The sequence below is a fragment of the Streptomyces toxytricini genome, assembly GCF_014649915.1.
Classification (GTDB): domain Bacteria; phylum Actinomycetota; class Actinomycetes; order Streptomycetales; family Streptomycetaceae; genus Streptomyces; species Streptomyces toxytricini.
The window spans coordinates 154,322-171,763 of record NZ_BMTY01000011.1 but is presented as its reverse complement, the minus strand read 5'-3'; the positions used below and the strand labels follow the sequence as shown (position 1 = coordinate 171,763).

21 protein-coding genes are annotated in these 17,442 nt (G+C 75.8%); 8 read left to right on the top strand and 13 right to left on the bottom strand.

What is annotated here, in order from left to right; genetic code table 11:
* Positions 1-159 precede the first annotated feature (159 nt).
* The 3 genes from IE170_RS16165 (at position 160) to IE170_RS16155 (ending at position 2,416) form a co-directional block, all read left to right on the top strand.
* The gene (locus IE170_RS16165) at positions 160-678 is read left to right on the top strand and encodes an SRPBCC family protein (RefSeq protein WP_189810076.1); all 519 of its coding nucleotides are present in this window, start codon (positions 160-162) and stop codon (positions 676-678) included.
* Positions 679-755: 77 nt separating this feature from the next.
* Complete coding sequence (locus IE170_RS16160; protein ID WP_189810075.1) at positions 756-1,289, top strand: hypothetical protein; 534 nt, start codon at positions 756-758, stop codon at positions 1,287-1,289.
* Between the two features lie 179 nt (positions 1,290-1,468).
* On the top strand, positions 1,469-2,416 hold the full coding sequence (locus tag IE170_RS16155; RefSeq protein WP_229884835.1) for a class I SAM-dependent methyltransferase: 948 nt from the start codon (positions 1,469-1,471) through the stop codon (positions 2,414-2,416).
* A 74-nt stretch (positions 2,417-2,490) separates the two neighbouring features.
* On the opposite strand, the gene IE170_RS16150 is transcribed toward IE170_RS16155, so the two are convergent.
* Both IE170_RS16150 and IE170_RS16145 read right to left on the bottom strand, forming a co-directional pair.
* On the bottom strand, positions 2,491-3,867 hold the full coding sequence (locus IE170_RS16150; RefSeq protein ID WP_223856133.1) for a DEAD/DEAH box helicase: 1,377 nt from the start codon (positions 3,865-3,867) through the stop codon (positions 2,491-2,493).
* Between the two features lie 122 nt (positions 3,868-3,989).
* Positions 3,990-4,565 (bottom strand): MarR family transcriptional regulator, encoded by a 576-nt coding sequence (locus IE170_RS16145; RefSeq protein WP_189810152.1) that lies wholly within the window; start codon positions 4,563-4,565, stop codon positions 3,990-3,992.
* 110 nt (positions 4,566-4,675) lie between these two features.
* Between IE170_RS16145 and IE170_RS16140 the strand changes: the two genes are divergently transcribed.
* Both IE170_RS16140 and IE170_RS16135 read left to right on the top strand, forming a co-directional pair.
* Positions 4,676-5,044 (top strand): HGxxPAAW family protein, encoded by a 369-nt coding sequence (locus IE170_RS16140; RefSeq protein ID WP_189810072.1) that lies wholly within the window; start codon positions 4,676-4,678, stop codon positions 5,042-5,044.
* A gap of 160 nt (positions 5,045-5,204) precedes the next feature.
* On the top strand, positions 5,205-5,411 hold the full coding sequence (locus IE170_RS16135) for a cold-shock protein (protein WP_189810071.1): 207 nt from the start codon (positions 5,205-5,207) through the stop codon (positions 5,409-5,411).
* 122 nt (positions 5,412-5,533) lie between these two features.
* Here IE170_RS16135 and IE170_RS16130 read toward each other — a convergent pair whose 3' ends face one another.
* From IE170_RS16130 to IE170_RS16120, 3 genes are all read right to left on the bottom strand, one after another.
* Positions 5,534-5,779, bottom strand: coding sequence for a ferredoxin (locus tag IE170_RS16130; RefSeq protein WP_189810070.1), 246 nt, complete (start codon positions 5,777-5,779; stop codon positions 5,534-5,536).
* Positions 5,776-6,963, bottom strand: coding sequence for a cytochrome P450 (locus IE170_RS16125; protein ID WP_189810069.1), 1,188 nt, complete (start codon positions 6,961-6,963; stop codon positions 5,776-5,778). The genes IE170_RS16130 and IE170_RS16125 overlap by 4 nt, the downstream gene beginning before the upstream one ends.
* Positions 6,964-7,110: 147 nt before the next feature.
* Positions 7,111-7,458: a thioredoxin family protein gene (locus tag IE170_RS16120; protein ID WP_189810068.1), complete on the bottom strand. Its 348-nt coding sequence runs from the start codon at positions 7,456-7,458 to the stop codon at positions 7,111-7,113.
* Between the two features lie 48 nt (positions 7,459-7,506).
* On the opposite strand from IE170_RS16120, the gene IE170_RS16115 reads away from it, so the two are divergent.
* Positions 7,507-7,776 carry a hypothetical protein gene (locus tag IE170_RS16115; protein ID WP_189810067.1) on the top strand — a complete coding sequence of 90 codons (270 nt, stop codon included), beginning with the start codon at positions 7,507-7,509 and terminating at the stop codon, positions 7,774-7,776.
* A 43-nt stretch (positions 7,777-7,819) separates the two neighbouring features.
* Here the strand turns inward: IE170_RS16115 and IE170_RS16110 are convergent, their stop codons facing one another.
* The 4 genes from IE170_RS16110 to IE170_RS16095 all read right to left on the bottom strand — a co-directional run bounded on the left by IE170_RS16110 (position 7,820) and on the right by IE170_RS16095 (position 11,665).
* Entirely contained in the window at positions 7,820-8,197 is a 378-nt protein-coding gene (locus tag IE170_RS16110) for a DoxX family protein (RefSeq protein WP_189810066.1), read from the bottom strand.
* A 300-nt stretch (positions 8,198-8,497) separates the two neighbouring features.
* Positions 8,498-9,982 carry a condensation domain-containing protein gene (locus IE170_RS16105; protein WP_189810065.1) on the bottom strand — a complete coding sequence of 495 codons (1,485 nt, stop codon included), beginning with the start codon at positions 9,980-9,982 and terminating at the stop codon, positions 8,498-8,500.
* Positions 9,983-10,097: 115 nt separating this feature from the next.
* Entirely contained in the window at positions 10,098-10,415 is a 318-nt protein-coding gene (locus IE170_RS16100) for a hypothetical protein (RefSeq protein ID WP_189810064.1), read from the bottom strand.
* Positions 10,412-11,665 (bottom strand): LysR family transcriptional regulator, encoded by a 1,254-nt coding sequence (locus IE170_RS16095; protein WP_189810063.1) that lies wholly within the window; start codon positions 11,663-11,665, stop codon positions 10,412-10,414. Before IE170_RS16095 ends, IE170_RS16100 begins: the two co-directional genes overlap by 4 nt.
* Positions 11,666-11,737: 72 nt before the next feature.
* Here IE170_RS16095 and IE170_RS16090 point away from each other — a divergent pair, with 72 nt between their 5' ends.
* Positions 11,738-12,610, top strand: coding sequence for an NAD-dependent epimerase/dehydratase family protein (locus IE170_RS16090; protein ID WP_189810062.1), 873 nt, complete (start codon positions 11,738-11,740; stop codon positions 12,608-12,610).
* On the opposite strand, the gene IE170_RS16085 is transcribed toward IE170_RS16090, so the two are convergent.
* Positions 12,568-13,047 (bottom strand): hypothetical protein, encoded by a 480-nt coding sequence (locus IE170_RS16085; protein ID WP_189810061.1) that lies wholly within the window; start codon positions 13,045-13,047, stop codon positions 12,568-12,570. The two genes, IE170_RS16090 and IE170_RS16085, sit on opposite strands and share 43 nt — an antisense overlap.
* A gap of 143 nt (positions 13,048-13,190) precedes the next feature.
* Here IE170_RS16085 and IE170_RS16080 point away from each other — a divergent pair, with 143 nt between their 5' ends.
* Complete coding sequence (locus tag IE170_RS16080; protein WP_189810060.1) at positions 13,191-14,276, top strand: DUF2330 domain-containing protein; 1,086 nt, start codon at positions 13,191-13,193, stop codon at positions 14,274-14,276.
* 453 nt (positions 14,277-14,729) lie between these two features.
* Here IE170_RS16080 and IE170_RS16075 read toward each other — a convergent pair whose 3' ends face one another.
* The 3 genes from IE170_RS16075 to IE170_RS16065 all read right to left on the bottom strand — a co-directional run bounded on the left by IE170_RS16075 (position 14,730) and on the right by IE170_RS16065 (position 17,429).
* Positions 14,730-15,599, bottom strand: coding sequence for a DMT family transporter (locus IE170_RS16075; protein WP_189810059.1), 870 nt, complete (start codon positions 15,597-15,599; stop codon positions 14,730-14,732).
* A gap of 76 nt (positions 15,600-15,675) precedes the next feature.
* The gene (locus tag IE170_RS16070) at positions 15,676-16,500 is read right to left on the bottom strand and encodes an ATP-grasp domain-containing protein (protein WP_189810058.1); all 825 of its coding nucleotides are present in this window, start codon (positions 16,498-16,500) and stop codon (positions 15,676-15,678) included.
* On the bottom strand, positions 16,497-17,429 hold the full coding sequence (locus tag IE170_RS16065) for an ATP-grasp domain-containing protein (RefSeq protein ID WP_189810151.1): 933 nt from the start codon (positions 17,427-17,429) through the stop codon (positions 16,497-16,499). The genes IE170_RS16070 and IE170_RS16065 overlap by 4 nt, the downstream gene beginning before the upstream one ends.
* Positions 17,430-17,442: the final 13 nt, after the last annotated feature.

Below are 17,442 nucleotides of genomic sequence, written 5' to 3'. Positions count from 1 at the left end.
CAGAAAGTAGCAGCAGGGATGTAACCAAGTCATAAGGAGACATCCGCCGGCAGCAGCGCCCCGCCGACCGCCGTCCCCGCCGCCCTCCCGACCGCCGTCCCTGGTCCCACGGGCGGGCCAATCCGGCCACTGCGGAGGGCCGTCCCGCAGCATGGGGGCATGACCGACAGCGCGATCACGTACACCGTCTACATCCGGACCGACCCCGCCGTCGTCTGGCAGGCCCTCACCGACCCCGGGTACACCCGCCGCTACTGGGGCCTGGCGTTCGAGACGGACTGGGCGGTGGGCTCGCCGATGGTGTGGGTGGAGCGCGGGGCGCGGACCGAGGACGCCGAGCAGGTCGTCCTGGAGTGCGTCCCCGACCGCCGGCTCGCCTACACCTGGCACACCTTCACGCCCGAGTGGGCGGCCTCGGTGGGCGTCGGCGAGGAGCTGCGTGCCGAGCTGGCCGCCCAGCCGCGGACACGGGTGGCGTACGAGATCGAGCCGGTCGGGGACGCCCTGGCGCGGCTGACGATCCGCCACGAGGGCTTCGTTCCCGACGGCTCGCTGATCGGGATGTGCGGGGAGGCCTGGCCGATGCTGGCGTCGAGCCTGAAGACGCTGCTGGAGACGGGAGCCCCGCTGCCCGAGCCCGAGCCGGAGCCGGGCGGTCGGGCACCGGCCGCCGGCTGACCGCCGGGCCCGGCCCGGTACCCGTCACGCCCACCCTGCGCGCCGCCCGTCCGCGGCCGTCGTGTGGAATGGGGCCCATGGGGAGCACCGATGAGCCGATACCCGCGCCGGCGCCGGAGGGGACGGAACCGCCCGAGCACTGGCGCTACGCCCGCCACCTCGACGCCCTGGCCGCGGCGGCAGCGGCGGGCACCCCTGCGGCAGGGGGCCGCGCGGGGGCCGAGGCGGAGGCCGGCGCGGTCGCGGCGGTGCTGCGCGACCCCGACCCCGTGATGGCGGAGAGCGCGGTGGTGACGCACCTGGACCGGCGGGCCGCCCGCCTGCTGCACTCCGACGGCTTCGCCGACTGGGCGGCGGCCATGTCCGCCGCAGTCGCCGGGCGTGCGTTCGCGGCGGGCCGGCTGCGCGAGTGGGTCCTGCTGAGGGCCGTCGTCCGCGGCGAGCCCTGGTCGGCGGAGGAGCTGGCGGGAGCCTCGGACTGGTGCCAGCGCACCGCCGTCCGCTCGCCCGTCCCCGAGGAGGCCCTCGTCCTGCTCGCCGGGGCGGCCCGCACGCGCCTGGTCCGCAACGGAGCCGCGCAGCGCCTGCGCCGCGGCAGCGCGACCGCCTGATCCGCCCCGACGCCCCCGGCGGGACCGGGGCGAAGCGGGCATCACGGAAGCCCCCGCGGACCGGGATTCGTCCAGTGTGCACAAGGACTCGTCTTCCGGCCGTCCGCAGGCTTATGGTCTGCCTACCCCCGGCCGGGTATCAGCGTCGATCCAAGCCGTTCCACTGGAGGCTGCACTCCGTGTCGCACGTTTCGCATGCTCCCGTCACCACCCCCGACGGAGAGCCGGCCATCCCCGCTCCGACCGCGTACGAGCAGGTCGAGGGGTGGTTCTCGGACTACGACCAGGCCATCTTCGACTGGTTCCTGACCCACCAGGAGGAGAGCGGGGCCGAGCCGGGCGACCTGCTCGAACTGGGTGCCTTCATGGGCAAGAGCGCGATCTTCCTCGGGAAGTACCTGCGGGAGGGGGAGGAGTTCACCGTCTGCGACCTCTTCGACTCGCCCGCCCCGGACGAGTCGAACCTGGCGGAGACGAAGGACTCGTACCCCACCCTGACGCGCCGCGGCTTCGAGGTGAACTACCTGGCCTTCCACGAGCGGCTGCCGACCGTGATCCAGGCGCCGACGTTCATGGTGGCCGACCGGGTCCGGCCGGCGAGCTGCCGGTTCGTCCACATCGACGCCTCCCACCTGTACGAGCACGTGGTCCAGGACATCGCCTCGTCCAAGGCCGTCGCCGCCCCGGGCGCGGTGATCGCCTTCGACGACTACCGCTCCGAGCACTGCCCCGGCGTCGCCGCCGCCGTGTGGGCGGCCGTCGCCAACGAGGGCCTGCGGCTGGTCTGCGTGTCGGGGGCGAAGCTGTACGCCACCTGGGACGACCCCGAGCCCTACAGGAAGGGCCTCCTCGACTGGCTGCAGGGCCGCCCGGACCTGTGGCACGGCATCGACGACGTGGCCGGGCAGCAGCTGGTGCGGATCGGCGACCACGGCGCCGTCGCGCCCGAGCCCCCGAAGCCGCTGCGCCCGGCTCCGGAGCCCGAGCCGCAGCCGGTCGCGCCCCCGAAGCCGGCGCCGAAGCCGCGGCCGGGAGCTGCCTGGCGGAAGCTGGCCAAGGACCTGCTGCCGCCGGTCGTCACCCGCGCGATCGTCACCGCCCGCCGCCGGCGCCGCGAGCGCCGCTGACCGCCACGTCCCGCTCCGCCGGCCCCTCACCGGGGCCGGCCCGCCCCACGGCGTTCGCCTCCCCGCGCCCCGGCTCAGTGCCCGCGGCGGACGCGGGCCGCGCGGCGGGCTTCGGCGAGGGCCTTGGCCTCGGCGGTCTTGCGGGACTCCTTGCCGCGGGCGGCCTTGCCCGACCGGCTGCCCATGCCGCGGAAGCCGAGGTCCGAGCCGGCCGGCCGGCCCTTGGCGTCGGTCGGCGAGGCGCCCGACAGCGGCACGCCCGAGGGGGCCTTGGCGCCGGTGATCCGGCTGAGCGCGGCCTCGCCGGAACGGACCTGCGTGGTCGTGGGCCTGATCCGGGCATCGGCCATGAGGCGGACGACGTCCCGCCGCTGGTTCGGGGTGACGAGTGTGACGACCTTGCCGGAGCCGCCCGCGCGGGCGGTGCGGCCGCCGCGGTGCAGGTAGTCCTTGTGGTCGGCCGGCGGGTCCACGTTCACGACGAGGTCCAGGTCGTCGACGTGGATGCCGCGGGCGGCGACGTTCGTGGCGACGAGGACCGTCACCGCCCCCTCCTTGAACTGTGCGAGCGTTCGGGTCCGCTGGGGCTGCGACTTGCCGCTGTGCAGGCCCTCCGCGCGCACGCCCATGGCCCGGAGGTGCTTCACGAACTGGTCCACGCCGTGCTTGGTGTCCAGGAACATCAGCACGCGGCCCTCGCGGGCGGCGATCTCGGTCGCCGCGGAGTACTTGTCGGCGGCCTGGATGTGCAGGACGTGGTGGTCCATGGTCGTCACGGTCGCCGCGGACGGGTCGACGGAGAGCGGGACCGGGTCCTTCAGGTAGGCGCGCACCAGCTGGTCGACGTTGCGGTCGAGGGTCGCAGAGAAGAGCATGCGCTGCCCGTCCGGGCGGACCTGGTCGAGGAGCTCCGTGACCTGCGGCAGGAAGCCCATGTCGCACATCTGGTCGGCCTCGTCGAGCACCGCGGTACGGACCCGCTCCAGGGAGGCGTCGCGCCGGCCCACCAGGTCGTTCAGGCGGCCGGGGGTGGCGACGACGACCTCGGTGCCGCGGCGCAGCTCGCTGACCTGCCGGCCGATCGACAGGCCGCCGACGACAGCGGTCATGCGCAGGCCGAGCGCCGCGGCGTGCGGGGCGAGCGCCTCGGTGACCTGCTGCGCGAGCTCGCGCGTCGGTACGAGGACCAGCGCGAGGGGCCGCTTCGGCTCCGCCTTGCGGCCGGCGGTCCGGGCCAGCACGGCCAGGCCGAAGGCGAGCGTCTTGCCGGAGCCGGTGCGGGCGCGGCCGAGGACGTCCCGCCCGGCCAGGGCGTTGGGGAGGGCGGCGGCCTGGATGGGGAACGGCTCGGCCACGCCGGCCTGGGCCAGCGTTCCGAGCAGCTCGCTCGGCAGGTCCAGCTCCTCGAACGACGCCACCGGCGGCAGTGCGGGCACGGCCGGCTCGGGCATGGCGAACTCGCCGGCGGGCGCGGCGCTCCGGGGTGCCTTGCCGCCCTTGCCGGCGGCGGTGCTCCTCGGGGCCGCCTTCGCGGCGGGCCTGACGCCGAAACGCCCGTAGGGTGACGGGTTCCTCATGCAGAGCCTTCCTCGGGGCGCGAAAAGGGTGATTTTACCATCGGGGCCGGTGTACCGCCGGGGGCAGCCGCCGCCGCGGGGCCGGTCAGGGTCGCGGCCCCGCCGGACCGCAGGCGGTCCAGGTGCTCCCGGGCCTCGGCGGCCGCCCGGTCGAACCAGTCGGCGATGACGGCCACCTCGTCGGGGGTGTACTGGGCGAACAGCCTGCCGAGGCGGTCGTAGAAGGGCTGGTACACGGCGATGACCCGCTGCGCGGCCTCCGGCACGGCCACGACGCGCACCCGCCGCCGGTCGGCGGGATCGGGGCGGCGCTCGGCGAATCCGGCGCGCTCCAGGCGGTTGAGGACGCCGGTGACGGCACCGGTCGTCAGGTTCGTCAGCGCGGCCAGGTCCCCTGCGGACAGCGGCTCCTCGCAGGCTCCCAGGATGTGGCCGAAGCAGGTCAGGTCCGTGACGTTCAGGCCCAGCAGCTGCGCCACCTCCTGCTGGCCGATCAGGCCGAGGGCGACGTAGCTGTCCATGCGGGAGATCGCCTCCGCGGCCGTGGCCGGTGGGCGGGGCTTGCCCTGCACGCCGATACTCCTTAGCATCTAAGTAACTTAGACCGCGAGATACTTCCTTGATCAGATGTTTATCTCGCGAGGTAAAACTTCCTGTTCGGAAAGCCTACTTGGGAGAACGCATGAGCGCGCACGGGCACGTGGACATGGGGCACACCGTGGCCGGCTGGACCGGAACCGCCCTGGCGGTCCTCGGCAGCGCCGTCGCCGGCGCCGGGCTGTGCCTCTCCTCGGGGCCGGCCCTCTGGCTGGGCCTCGCCCTCGTCGCGGCGGCCGGCCTCACCACCTGGCTGCTGCACCTGGCCGGCTGGGGCAAGCCGAGCGGCCCCCGGCCCGAAGCCGAATGGGACTGGCGGGTCCGGGACACCGCCGCGCACGGCGGCCACCCGGACTGCCTCGGCTGCCGCATGAGCGGCGGCCGCCGCGCCGCTGCCGCGGCCGGGCGCCCCCGCTCCGCTGCACTGACCCCCGCCCCGGACACCGGAGCCTGACCGCGGCGCGCGCCCTCAGGTCCACCGGGGGTCGGCAGGGTGTTCGACCCGTCCCCGGATTGGCTGCACCCGGAGTGTGGCGGGCGGGACACAAGGGCAGGATCGTGACGACTGCACCGTTTGTGCGGTCCGCGTGGCACGTTGAGAAGGATCAGCACCAATGGCAACAGGCATCGTGAAGTGGTTCAACGCGGAGAAGGGGTTCGGCTTCATCACGCAGGACGCGGGCGGCCCCGACGTCTTCGTCCACTTCTCCGCGATCCAGTCCTCCGGGTACCGGTCGCTGGAGGAGAACCAGAAGGTCGAATACGACGTGGTCCAGGGCCCCAAGGGCCCCCAGGCGGAGAACGTCGTCCCCCAGCCCTGACACGGGACACCACTCCACGCATTCGCGCGGCGTACGACATCGGGACATACGGCAGCGGGCCCCGCCGGGAGACATCCGGCGGGGCCCGCTCCCGTCCGGCCCGCAGGGTGCGGCCCGGCGGTTCAGCCACCCGGCCCCAGCGAGATCGCCGACACCGGGCAGGCGCGGACGGCCTCCCGCAGCAGGGCGCTGCCGCGGCCGTCCTCCCGCCCCGGCAGCACCTGCCCGAAGCCGTCGTCGTCCTGCGTGAACACCTCTGGCGCTGTCAGGGCGCACTGCCCGGCACCGATGCAGACACCGCGGTCGACGGCGACGACGACGCCGGTGCCGTCGCCGGTACGCCGCTCGCGCGGCGCGCCGCCGCTCACCACGCCACCGGCAGTTCGACCATGCCCTGGATGGTGTCGCCCGGCTTGAACGGGATGCGGTCCGGCTCGGCCGCCAGCCGCAGCCCGGGCAGGCGCGCGAACAGGGTGCCCAGCGCGATCTCCATCTCGGCGCGCGCCAGGTTCTGACCCAGGCACTGGTGCACGCCGAAGCCGAAGCCGAGGTGGTGGCGGGCCGGACGGTGCCAGTCGAGGACGTCCGGCCGCTCGAAGACCGCCTCGTCCCGGTTGATGACGGAGGTGGAGAAGACGACCCCGTCGTCGGCGCGCACCGTCACACCGCCCACCTCGATGTCCTCGGTGGCCACCCGCAGCATGCCGTCCGCGATCGACAGGAACCGCATCAGCTCCTCCACGGCTGCGGGGAGCAGCGAGGGGTCCTGGCGCAGCTCCGCCAGCTGCTCCGGGTGCCGCAGCAGGGTGTACGTCCCCAGGGAGATCATGTTCGCCGTGGTCTCGTGGCCCGCGATCAGCAGCAGGGCCGCCAGCGACACCAGCTCGCCCGTATCCGTCTCGCCCGCCAGCAGGTGCCGGCCGACCAACTCGTCGAGGAGGCCCTCGCCCGGCTCCGAACGCTTCCGCTCGATCAGCTCCGCCAGGTAGGCGTTGATGCGCGTGCGGGCGTCCTCGACGTCGGCCATCTCCGGGCCGCGCAGCAGCCGGCGCGACTGCTCCTCGAAGAACTCGTGGTCCTCGTACGGGACCCCCAGCACGTCGCAGATCACCATCGACGGCACCGGCAGGGCGAACGCGCCGACCAGCTCCGCCCGAGGGCCGCGCGCCACCATGGCGTCGATCAGCCGGTCCACCGTCTCCTGGATCCGGGGCCGCAGGGCCGCGGTCCGCTTCAGGGTGAAGCTGGGGATCAGCATCCGGCGCTGCACGTTGTGCTCCGGGTCGTCCACGCCGATCAGGGCCGTGCGGCGGTCGCGCAGGCCCGCGAAACGCGGGGTGGGGGCGGGGAAGGCCGCGTTCTGGCGGTCGGCGGACAGGCGGCCGTCGGCGAGCAGGGCCCGCGCCTCGGCGTGCCCGGTGACGATCCACACGGAGCGGCCGTCGAAGAGGCTCACCCGGGACAGGGGGCGCCCCGCACGCAGGGGTTCGTAGGCGGTCGGCGGGTGGTAGGGGCAGGTCCGGTTCTGCGGGAAGACAACGGTCTCTGACATGCAGCACCTCGTCGGCGTGGTCCGTGGCTCCGTCGTGCCTGGACCCATTACATGCCCTGGGCATCTATCCCACCCATACCCGTTTCGGCCAGATGGCCGCCGCGTCCGGGCGGGCGCCGGACCGTGCCGCGCCCCGGGGCGCGGGCCTCAGGGCGCGCCGAGGTGCTCCCGAAGGAACGCCCGGAACTCCTCCGCTACCGCCGGACCCTCGTACCGCGCCGCCTCCCGCCCGTCGCGCAGGATCAGCGCGGTCGGCGCGGACGTGACGCCGAACCCCCTGGTGGGGCCGGGGCAGCGCGTCATGTCGGCGCGCACCGCCGTCAGACGCGGCCCGTACTCCGCGGCCGCTTCGGCCGCGAGCGCGTCCATCTCGCGGCTCGCCGCGAGGGCCTTGGGCCAGCTCCCGACGAAACAGGCCAGAACCGGCCCCTCGGCCAGCCGCAGGACGAACGCGAACTCCTCGTCCTCGGCCGGCCGGTGTACGCGATGTGCCATGGCGGTGCTCCTGCTCCGTTGTCAGTGGCGTCTGTGAAGCTGGCGGGTATGGACGACAGGATGCTCCGGCGCCGGGTCTACGGCGCCGACCACGAAGATCCCGACCCCGGCCCGCAGCCCGGCCGCCAGTACGGCGAACTGGTCGGCGGGCCCCTCGACGGGCTCCTGCTCGACGTCACAGGATGGAGCGCGCCCCGCCTCGCCGAGGAGGCGGCGCTCCCCACGGAGATAGGCCGCTACGGTCCGGGCGGCCGCGCCCACTACCGCCGGCGGGCCGAGGACCCGGCCCGCTGGGACTGGTCGGGCGACAGCCGCTGAGCACCCGCGGGCCTGGCCCTGCGGCGCCGGCCTGCCGGCCGCCTCAGCGGGGCGCCGCCCCGCGGCTGACGCTGCGCGCCCACAGCACGAGCGGCACCTGCAGCGGCAGCCGGCCGAACGCCACGGCCCGGTGGGCGGGCGAGCGGCGGCGCGCGTCGGCAGCCATCTGCACGTTCGCGGGGAAGACCCCGACGAAGAGCGCCGCCGCGGCCAGCCCGGCGACCCGGCGGGTCCGCGGATGGGCGATACCCGCCGCCACCGCCAGCTCCGCCGCGCCGCTCGCGTACGTCCACAGCCGCGGGCTGCCGGGCAGCGCCCGCGGGACGATCGCGTCGAACGGCTTCGGCGCGAGCGCGTGCGCCACCCCCATCGCGGCCAGGAAGCCGGCGAGGAGCGCGGGGGAGGAAGGGGTGCGCGGCACGGGGCGGTCCTTTCGCCGGAAACGGGGGCTCCGGCATCGTACTGGCCGGTAGGGCCCCCGTGGGGCGGGGCATGCGCGGCGGAACCGCCGCCGAGGAGCCGCGGGGAGTGCGGGAGCCTCGCGGTCGCGGCACGCGAGGCCCCGTACCGGCTCATCGCGGGCCGCCCGGCATGCCCGACCGGCCCGCGCCGCGGGGGCGTACGCGCCGCCCTGCCCGCTCCCGGCCGCGCCGCAGGCGCGTACCCGAAGCCCTGCCGCCCGCCTGCGCGTCCGCTGCCTGCACGTTCCTGCCCGGCCGCCTCAGCGGTGTGCGGCGTACCCGTACCCGCTGACGCCGAGCGCCGCCCCGACCGGGCCCCGGGGGGCGGACAGGCCGATCGGGCGGCCGAAGGAGCCGTGGCGTGCGATCTCCGTGACCGTCCGCCGCAGCGCCTCCTGGAACGCGGCCATGGTGTGGCGCGCCGCCGGGGTGTCCACGTAGATCGAGTTCATGTGGAGCCCGTCCGCGTCGCGCTGGAACCAGGAGCACACGCCGTTCGCGCGCGCCGACCAGACGTGCGTCGCGGGCCGCCAGTCGGCGTGCCGCTCGGCGCCGGGGCACTTGCGCATGTCGATGTACGAGAAGAAGTTCACCGGGTACGGCCACGACCGGGCCGCGAACTCCGCCGGCGCCAGCAGCTCCCAGGCCCGGACGAACGGCACGTCGATGTGGTCCATCATCACGCCGAACCCCGCCCGCACCCCCGCCATGACCTCCGCGAAACCGCGTCCCGGCGAGGCGTCGAACTCGATCGGCATGGTGTTCACGAACCATCCCACCGACTGTGACCAGCCCGACCGCCCGCGCTCGCTGACCGGCATGAACCCGCGGTACACGCCCGGCCCTCCGGCGTCCCGCAGGCACACGGCCACCGCCGCCAGCACCCCCATGAAGGCCTTCCCGCCCGCCTCCCGGCACGCCTTGTCGAAGACCTCCGTCTCGGCCGCGTCCAGCAGCGGCGACGCCTCGTTCACGATGGGGTACATCCGGCCCGGCTCCACGCCCAGTTCGAGGGGGAACCGGGGGAAGAACTCGCCCCCGCCGCGGGCGATGAAGTCCTTCCAGTAGCCGAGCCGCCCGTCGCCGGCGTCGAAGGACAGGTAGCGGCGGCGCTGCTCCTCCGCGAAGTCCAGGTAGCTGGGCGCCGGCAGCTCGTCGAGCCGCTCGCCGCGGCGCAGCGCCTCGTACGCGTCCTGCACCTCCTGCACCACGATCGGCATCGACAGGCCGTCGCACACGATGTGGTCGAAGGCGAGGTAGACGGTCGCCGAACCGGGGCGCAGGACCGCGCCCATCGTGAACAGCGGCCAGGCCAGGGTGTCGATGCTCCGCTTGAACCGCTCGGACAGGAAGCCGACCAGCTCCGGGGCCGAGTCGAAGGACGCGACGGGATGGACGGCGAGGGCGAGTTCGGCCGGCGGGATGGGATCGCACGCCAACTCGCCTGCCAGCCGCCGGAATTCGCACCGCAGCACTTCGTGCCGCCGGACGAACGCAAGGAGGGCCTGCGTCATTGCCTGCTCGTCGAGGTCCTCGGAGACCTCGAAGGTCACCGCCAGCCAGGAAGCGACCGGGTCGTCGGCGCCGCGGCTCTCCTCCGCGACGGTGAAGTGCTTGTCCTGGTTGAAGGACGCCCTCCTGCCCTCTGTCTCCGCGGCCGGCTCCGGCCCTGCCGTGGACCGCAACCGCCATTCGACGACCCGGCCCGCTGCCATGCCGTGCATCTCCAGAGGAAACTGCCGCATTCCGTCATCCCTTCGCCCCCCAGAGTCAACCCCTTGGGGCTAACGACACCCGGGCTGCGGAAGTGACGGGGGCGGCGGGGCCCGCGGTGCCGGGAGGCGCCGGCTCCGCCCGGCCTCAGCCCGGCGCCCGCCCGGCCGGCCCGGCCCGCTCGGCCTCCGCGACCAGCCGCTCCACCGCGGCCGCCGGGAGCGCCGGATGGCCGGCCGCCGCCCACGCCACCTCCGGATGCGGATGCCCCAGCAGACCGGCCACCACGGCCGCGGGCAGCGCGGGATGGGCGGCGGCGTCCTTCCGGGCCCGTGCGTCCTCCAGGCACGCCCACAGGGCCGGGAGCGTCGCGTTTGGGCGGACGGCGATCGCGACCAGCCGGTCGAGGAGGCCGGAGGGGAGATCCGCCCGGGCCGCGACACCGGCGAGCGGGCGGCGGCTCATTCCGCGGCCTCCGCAGCCACTTCGGCGCCTGTGGCGCCTTCGGGCCCCGTGGGGACGGTGCCGCCCGCGGGCCCCGTGGTGACCATGGCCCTTGCGGCGCCCACGGGACCAGCGGCCCCCGCGGCCCCCGTGGACCCCCTGGCCCCCATGGCATTGGTGGCCCCTGCGGGCCCCTTGGTGCCCATGGCCCGCGTGGCGCCTGCGGACGTCGTAGCGCCGCTGTTGCCAGTGGCCCGTACAGTGCCCATGACTCCCGTGGTCCCCGCGACGCCCGTGGCCCCCGCGGGGCCCGTGGTGCCCATGGCCCTCGTGGTGCCCGCGGCCTCTGCGGCGCCCCTGGCGCCCGCGGGCCCCGGTGCCCCCGCGGCCGGGGCCGCGGCCGCGCGCAGGGCGTCCGCCAAGGCCTGCGCGTACGGCTGGGCCCGGCGCCGGATCGGCCCGAGCAGGCCGATGTGCCGGGGCGGGACGGGCGGTTCGACCCGTACGGCGGTGCATCCGGCGGGTGGGGCCAGGCACACCTGCGGGACCAGCGCGACGCCCACCCCCGCGCCGACCAGCGTCTGGGCGAAGAAGTAGTCCGTGGTGGAGGCCGCCACCCGCAGCTCGAACCCGGCCTGCTCCGCGTACCGGCGCAGGAACGCCTCCGTCCGCAGGCAGCCCAGCACCCAGCGGGCGGCGCCGAGTTCGTCCGGGCCGAGGGCCTCCCGCCCGGCCAGCGGGTGACCGGGCGGCAGCACCAGCCACAGCGGGTCGTCCAGCAGCGGCGTCCAGGCGACGCCCGGCGGCAGGGGCAGCGGCCCGTCGAAGGCGTACGCCACCGCCAGGTCGGCCCCGCCGCCGCGGACCATCGCGAGGGCGGCCTCCGGTTCGGCCTCCAGCACCGTCAGCTCCACCTCCGGGTACGCGGCCACGAACCGGGGGAGCGCCTCCGGCAGGAGGTGCCGGCCGCCGCTGGTGAACGTGGCGAGCGTCAGCCGCTGCCGCACCGCGGCCAGCCGGTCGATGGCGTGCCGGACCTGGTCGAGCTCGGCGGAGATCGCCTCGGCCGCCTCCACGAGCAGCCGCCCCGCCTCCGTCAGCGTCACCCCGCGCGGGCTGCGCACCGCCACCGGGTGGCCGACGCTCCGCTCCAGGGCTGCGACGTGCTGCGACACGGCCGACGGGGTCAGCAGCAGGGCCGCGGCCGCCCGGTTGAAGCTGCCGTGCTCGGCCACCGCCCGCAGGACGCGCAACCGGTGCACATCGAGCATGCAGTTTTCCTTACGGGATGATCAGCGGATCGTCGGTTCTCCGGCGGACCCTATCCCGGCAGAGTCATGGCCATGAAGCGGATTCTCGTCATCGGCGGCAGCCGGTACTTCGGAAAGCACCTGGTCGGCGACCTGCTGGAGGCCGGCCACCGGGTCTTCGTCCTCAACCGCGGCTCCACCGCCCCGCCGCCCGGCGCCCTGCACCTCGTCGCCGACCGCGACGACGCGCGCGGCCTCGCCGCGGCACTCGGCCCGCACGCCTTCGACGCCGTCGTCGACCAGGTCTGCTACACGCCCCGCCAGGCGGCCGTCGCGCGCCGCGTGTTCGCCGGGCGGACCGCCCGCTACGTCATGACCTCCACCATGGAGGTGTACGACCCGGCACCCCCGACCGCCGAGGCCCGCGCCTACGCCGACGGCAAGCGGCGCGCCGAAGCCGTCCTCGCCCGCCCGGCGGCCCCCGGGACGGCGGCGCCCTTCGCCTTCGCCGCGGTCCGCACCGCGCACGTCCTCGGCGGCGGCCGCGAGGAGTTCACGGGGCGGCTCGCCCACTACGTCGAGCGGATCGGCGCCGGCGAACCCGTCGCCGTGCACGGCACGCCGTACGCCACCTCGTTCGTCCACCACCGCGAGATCGCCCGCTTCCTGCACTGGGCGGCGGAGCAGGAATTCACCGGAACGGTGGACGCCGCCTCCCACGGCTCCCTCGACGTCCTCGCCCTGTGCGACGCCGTCGCCGCACGGGTCGGGCGCACCCCGCGCCTGCGGGTCGTGGCGCCCGGGGAGCCGGCGTCGCCGTTCTCCTACGACCGCGCCTACGCCCTGGACAACAGCCGAGCGGCCGCCCTCGGCTTCGCCTTCGAGCGGGTCGCCGACTGGCTCCCGCAGGCCGTCGCCGAAGCTCAGGCGGCCATGCCGAGCAGTTCCAGCACGCCGTCCGCGTAGGCCGCCGACACCGAGCCGGGCCGGTCCACCGCCTCCCTGCGCAGCGAGTCCGCGGCGCGCCGCACGAAGGCCGCGCACTGCCCGTACAGGCCCGCCTCGTACGCCGACCCGTCGTCCTCCGCGCCCAGCAGCGCCAGCAGCGTCCACAGCAGCGCCTCACGGGTCGCCTGCCGGGGCGGGCCCGCCGACCACACCGCCATCAGCACCCCGCACACCGCGGGGGCCGGCGGCCGCAGCGCCCCCGCCAGGAAGGCGTGCCCCTCGAGCGCGCGGAACGCGGAGGGGTGCCCCTCGGCGGCGTTCCACAGGGTGTCGACCAGATGCCCGGCGCCGCGGCCGCACCCGCAGGCGACCGCGTCCCAGTCGTGCCGGGAGATTTCGGCCACGACGGTGTCGGGCACCAGCGGGCTGCTGCGCGGGTTGTCCGTCCCTCTCATGGGAGCAGTATGGGGATGCCCTCGGACAGCCGGACAGGGGACCCCCGCAGAGCGGAACACCCGGCAGCGGCCCCCACGCCCGTGGGGATCCGGCCGGTGGCCGGAACCGGAGTTCGGGGGCGGTCGTCTGAGACCCCGTGTGGATGAAACGACGAATACCGGCCCTGCTCCTGGCCCTGCTCGCGACCCAGGCGGCCTCGCTGGTCAGCCCCGCCTACGCGTGCGGCTGCGGGGCGATGATCCCGGACGGCGGCTCCCGCCTCGGCGTCGAGCGCGAGACGTCCGTGGTCCGCTGGGACGGCCGCACCGAGCAGATCGTGATGCGGTTCACCGTCGGCGGGGACGCGCGCCGCGCCGCCTGGATCATGCCGGTGCCGACCCGGGCGACGGTCGACCTCGCGGACGCCGGGGTGTTCACGGAGCTCTCCCGGCTGACCGCGCCCGAGCGCCGCACCCGGCACTACTTCCTGCCGCGCAGCGGCGACTGGCCGTTCGACTTCGTGGACGGCGCCACCGCCGGCGCCATGCCCGGAGCCGGCGCGCCGCCGGTCGGCGTCGTCGGCCGCGAACGGCTCGGCGACTTCGACGTCGCCCGCCTGACCGCCGGCGACCCCGCCGCACTGCGCGGCTGGCTGGAGGCCAACGGCTTCTCCCTGCCCGACACGCTCACCACCGAGGTGAAGCCGTACGTCGACCAGGGCTGGGAGTACGTCGCCGTACGCCTCGCCCCGCGGGACGAGGGCAAGCCCCTGCGCGGGGACCTCGACCCGCTGCGGATCCGCTTCGACAGCGACCGCCTCGTCTACCCCATGCGGCTGTCGCGGATGGCCAGGACGCCGCAGTCGCTGGGCCTGTACGTCCTCGCGGACCACCGGATGGAACCGGCGTCGGCGATCGGCGGGGCCGAACCGGAGGTCACCTTCGCCGGGCGGATCTCCCCCCGGCAACCGCTCGCCTCCCTCACGGACGGCAAGGAGGCGTTCCTGACGGCGATCGAGCAGCGGTTCCCCCAGCCCGCCCGCATCGACGGCGACCACGAACTGCGCGCCACCGCCGCCGACACCCCCTACCGCCAGGTGGTGTACCGCGACAGGCTCCTGAAGGTCGGCGGGGTCCCGGCCTGGCTGCCGGCCCTCGGCGCCACCCTGGCGGCCACCGCGGCAGCCGCGGCGACCCGGCTCCGCCGCCGCAACGCCCGCACCGCGCCGCCCGCGCAGGGGCCGGCCTAGGGCCTGTCGTCCCGTCGTCGCCCGGAGGGCGGGGCAGGCGGGAGTTTGACGACAGGCCCTAGCGGGGCTGGGGCGGGAGGGAGTAGGTGCCGCCCGGTTTGAAGGGCGGGGGGCTTTCTGGCCGCGTGGGCAGCTGCGGGGAGGCGGGCTGGTCCGGCTTCGGCGGAGCGGACGGCTCCGGTGCGGCCGGAGTCGTGGGAGCCGGGGCGTGCGGCTCCGTGGGAGGGGGAGTCGGCCGGGGCGGGGCCGGGGACGGGGTTGCCGGCGGCGGGGTGGCCGGGGCGGCGGGTTCCGCCGGGTCGGCCGAGCAGGCCGCGGTCAGGAGGGCGGCAGCCAGCACGGCGGCCGCGGCTCTTGCAGCTGCCTTCGTGCGCGAGTTCGGCGCCATCGCCCACCCCTGAGGTTTGTTCGAACGGATCGGGTCGTGATCGTAGCCCAGGGGCGCCGCGGGCATCAGGCCGCCGGCGGAGCGCCTTCCGCCGTTTCGGCGCGGGCCAGGGCGACGACGCCCCCGCAGATCAGCGAGATGCCGGCCAGCTGCGGCAGGACCCACCACCCCGTCCGCAGGTGCTCGTCGTACAGGACGACGCCCAGCGCGATGCTGACCGTCGCGTCGCCCAGCGTCAGCGCCGGCTGGGAGGCCACCAGCGGGCCGCCCTGCATGGCGTGTTCGAGCAACAGCAGGGCGCAGACGCCGCTGACGGCGAAGCCGTAGGTCTGCCAGGCCGTCAGGAAGGCAGCCGCCCCGCCCTCGGCGAGCAGCGGCACCGAGTCCTTCATCAGGGCGGCCGTCAGGGCGTAGCAGACGGCGGTGGCGGCGCCCAGGCAGCCGGCGCGGGCCCGGCCCGGCGGCCTGCGCAGTCCGGCGAGCGCCAGCAGCAGGGCGGCGGCCGCGCATCCGGCGACCGAGGGAAGCCACCGGTCGAGCGGGACGTGCGTGCGGTTCTCCGACGGCGCGGCCGCGGCCAGCGCGAGGCCCAGCCCCCCGACGACCGCGGCGACGGCCCCCCACACCGCCGGGGGCAGCCGCTGCCGCACCACCAGCGAGGCGATCAGCAGTGCGAGGGGAAGTTCCAGCACGAACAGCGGCTGTACGAGGACCAGGGCGCCGGTGGCCAGCGCCGCGGCCTGCCCCGCGCCGGCCAGGATCACGGCGAGGATCCCGGCGACCCACACGGGCCGCCGCAGCAGGTCCAGGACCAGCCCCGGCCGGAACCCGCGGCTCTGCGGCACCGTCAGGGCGGCCCGCCGCTGGAGCACGGTGGCGAGCGCGTTGCTCAGCGCCGCGAACAGCGCGAAGAAGACCGGCAGCAGGACGCCCATCCGCCGATCCTCACGCCTCTCCGGGCGGTGCCGAACCCGCCGACACGCGCCGGGCCGCGCAATCCCCCCGTCGGCCTCAGCCGCGCCGCCGCCCGGCCCGGGCCCGGGCGAGGGCGAGGTCGGCCAGGGCCTGCGGCGCGCCGTCCTGGCCGCGGATGCCGGGGAAGGCGTTGACGTCCACGATGAGCGGGGCGCCGCCGGTGTCGACGACGTCGACCCCGTACACGTCCAGCGCGAACACCTCGCCGGTCCGCAGGACGAGGTCCGCCCAGCCGTCGGGCAGGCCGGCCGGATCGAGCGGCCGGGCCGGGCCGCGGCCCTCCGGGGCCAGTTCGGAGCGGCGCAGCGCGGCGAAGACCCGGCCGCCGATCGCCCACAGCTTGTGGTCCCAGCCGCTGTTCGGGGCGAAGTCCTGGACGACGACCGGCTCCTGCGGCCACTGCGCGGCGAGCTCCTGCAGCCGGGCGCGGTCGTCGACGCGGGCGACGAGGTCGTGGCGGCGGCTGTGGCGGCTCTTGACCACCACCGGCGGGTCCCACAGCCGGCCGTCGAGCGGCGTCGCGTGCTGCGCCGCCCAGGCCGCCAGCGAGGCGTGCGTGCGGGTTACGGCGAACGGCAGGCCCGCCGCGAGGGCCAGCGCGGCCATCTCCGTCCGGTCCTGGCAGAGTGCGGTGGCCGCGGCCGAGTTCACGACGGCGGCGCCGCGCTCCTCCAGCTGCCGGGCCAGCGCCAGGGCCCGCGGGGTCCGCGCCTTCAGGAGGTAGACGTCCGCCGGTGCCCCCGCGGGGTGCTCCGCGGCCGGGTCCAGGGCGTCCACGCGGTGTCCGGCGGCGCGCAGCAGTCCGGTTGCGGCGGCGAGCAGCGGGTGTCCGGGCTCGGGGGTGATCAGGCAGACCCTCACAGCGCGGCCTCGCCCGTCCGCGGGGCCGGCAGGGCCAGCGCAGGCGCGCCGGCGCCCGCCCCCGCGGGCGCCGTCCGCGCGAGCGCCGGCCGCGGCGGCGAGGCGGGGCCCGTACCGCCGCGGCGGGCCAGGCCGAGGACGGCGCGGGCGACGCGCGCGGCCGCGTCGGGTACCTGCCGGAAGCTGGGGAAGTCGTTGACGTCGACCACCGCCGGGCCGTCGGGCCCGAGCAGCACGTCCACCCCGTACAGGTCCAGCCCGTACACCGCCCCCACCCGCGCGGCGATCGCCGCGACCTCCGCGGTCAGGGGCACGGGGCGCTCCCGCACGGCCGGGTCCGGGTGGAGCGGCGAGCGGCGCTCCGTGGCGAACAGTTCGCCGCCGACGGCGTACACCTTGATGTCGCTGCCCGAGTTCGGCACGTACGGCTGGGCGATCAGCATGCCGCCCTCTGCGGCGAGTTCGGGGAGCAGTGCCTCCAGCCGCTCCGGGGACGACACGAGGCGTACGCCGCGGCCCGAGCTGCCGTCGGCCGGCTTGACGACGAGCGGGTACTCCGCGGCGGGCACCTCCCGCAGCAGCTCCGGCCGGGCGGCCGCGTACGTGGCCGGCACCGGGAGCCCGGCGGCCCGCCCGAGGGCGGCGGCGAGCGCCTTGTCCCGGACGCCGCGGATGGAGCGGGCGTCGTTGACGGTGGTCATCCCGGCGGCGGCAGCCGCCTCCAGCAGGAGGAGTCCGGGGCCGCCCGACACCGTCTTGAGGACCCAGGCGTCGTGCGAGCCGGAGCCGACGCCCCCGGTCATGTCCAGCAGCGAGCCGCCGGGGCGCACCACGTCGACGCGGTGTCCCCACGAGGTGAGCTGCCCGATCACCTCGTTGGGCATCCCGTCGTGGCGGTAGTGCTCCTCCACCAGGAAGCACAGCCTCATGGACCTGGACATT

Bases quoted from the DNA above. Each gene is read 5' to 3' on its own strand.
- IE170_RS16080 (WP_189810060.1), top strand. From the start codon at position 13,191: ATGAAACGACGAATACCGGCCCTGCTCCTGGCCCTGCTCGCGACCCAG.
- IE170_RS16100 (WP_189810064.1), bottom strand. From the start codon at position 10,415: ATGAGCCGCCGCCCGCTCGCCGGTGTCGCGGCCCGGGCGGATCTCCCC.
- IE170_RS16160 (WP_189810075.1), top strand. From the start codon at position 756: ATGGGGAGCACCGATGAGCCGATACCCGCGCCGGCGCCGGAGGGGACG.
- IE170_RS16165 (WP_189810076.1), top strand. From the start codon at position 160: ATGACCGACAGCGCGATCACGTACACCGTCTACATCCGGACCGACCCC.
- IE170_RS16105 (WP_189810065.1), bottom strand. From the start codon at position 9,982: ATGCGGCAGTTTCCTCTGGAGATGCACGGCATGGCAGCGGGCCGGGTC.
- IE170_RS16075 (WP_189810059.1), bottom strand. From the start codon at position 15,599: ATGGGCGTCCTGCTGCCGGTCTTCTTCGCGCTGTTCGCGGCGCTGAGC.
- IE170_RS16150 (WP_223856133.1), bottom strand. From the start codon at position 3,867: ATGCCCGAGCCGGCCGTGCCCGCACTGCCGCCGGTGGCGTCGTTCGAG.
- IE170_RS16115 (WP_189810067.1), top strand. From the start codon at position 7,507: ATGGACGACAGGATGCTCCGGCGCCGGGTCTACGGCGCCGACCACGAA.
- IE170_RS16090 (WP_189810062.1), top strand. From the start codon at position 11,738: ATGAAGCGGATTCTCGTCATCGGCGGCAGCCGGTACTTCGGAAAGCAC.
- IE170_RS16085 (WP_189810061.1), bottom strand. From the start codon at position 13,047: ATGAGAGGGACGGACAACCCGCGCAGCAGCCCGCTGGTGCCCGACACC.
- IE170_RS16140 (WP_189810072.1), top strand. From the start codon at position 4,676: ATGAGCGCGCACGGGCACGTGGACATGGGGCACACCGTGGCCGGCTGG.
- IE170_RS16125 (WP_189810069.1), bottom strand. From the start codon at position 6,963: ATGTCAGAGACCGTTGTCTTCCCGCAGAACCGGACCTGCCCCTACCAC.
- IE170_RS16065 (WP_189810151.1), bottom strand. From the start codon at position 17,429: ATGAGGCTGTGCTTCCTGGTGGAGGAGCACTACCGCCACGACGGGATG.
- IE170_RS16120 (WP_189810068.1), bottom strand. From the start codon at position 7,458: ATGGCACATCGCGTACACCGGCCGGCCGAGGACGAGGAGTTCGCGTTC.
- IE170_RS16095 (WP_189810063.1), bottom strand. From the start codon at position 11,665: ATGCTCGATGTGCACCGGTTGCGCGTCCTGCGGGCGGTGGCCGAGCAC.
- IE170_RS16135 (WP_189810071.1), top strand. From the start codon at position 5,205: ATGGCAACAGGCATCGTGAAGTGGTTCAACGCGGAGAAGGGGTTCGGC.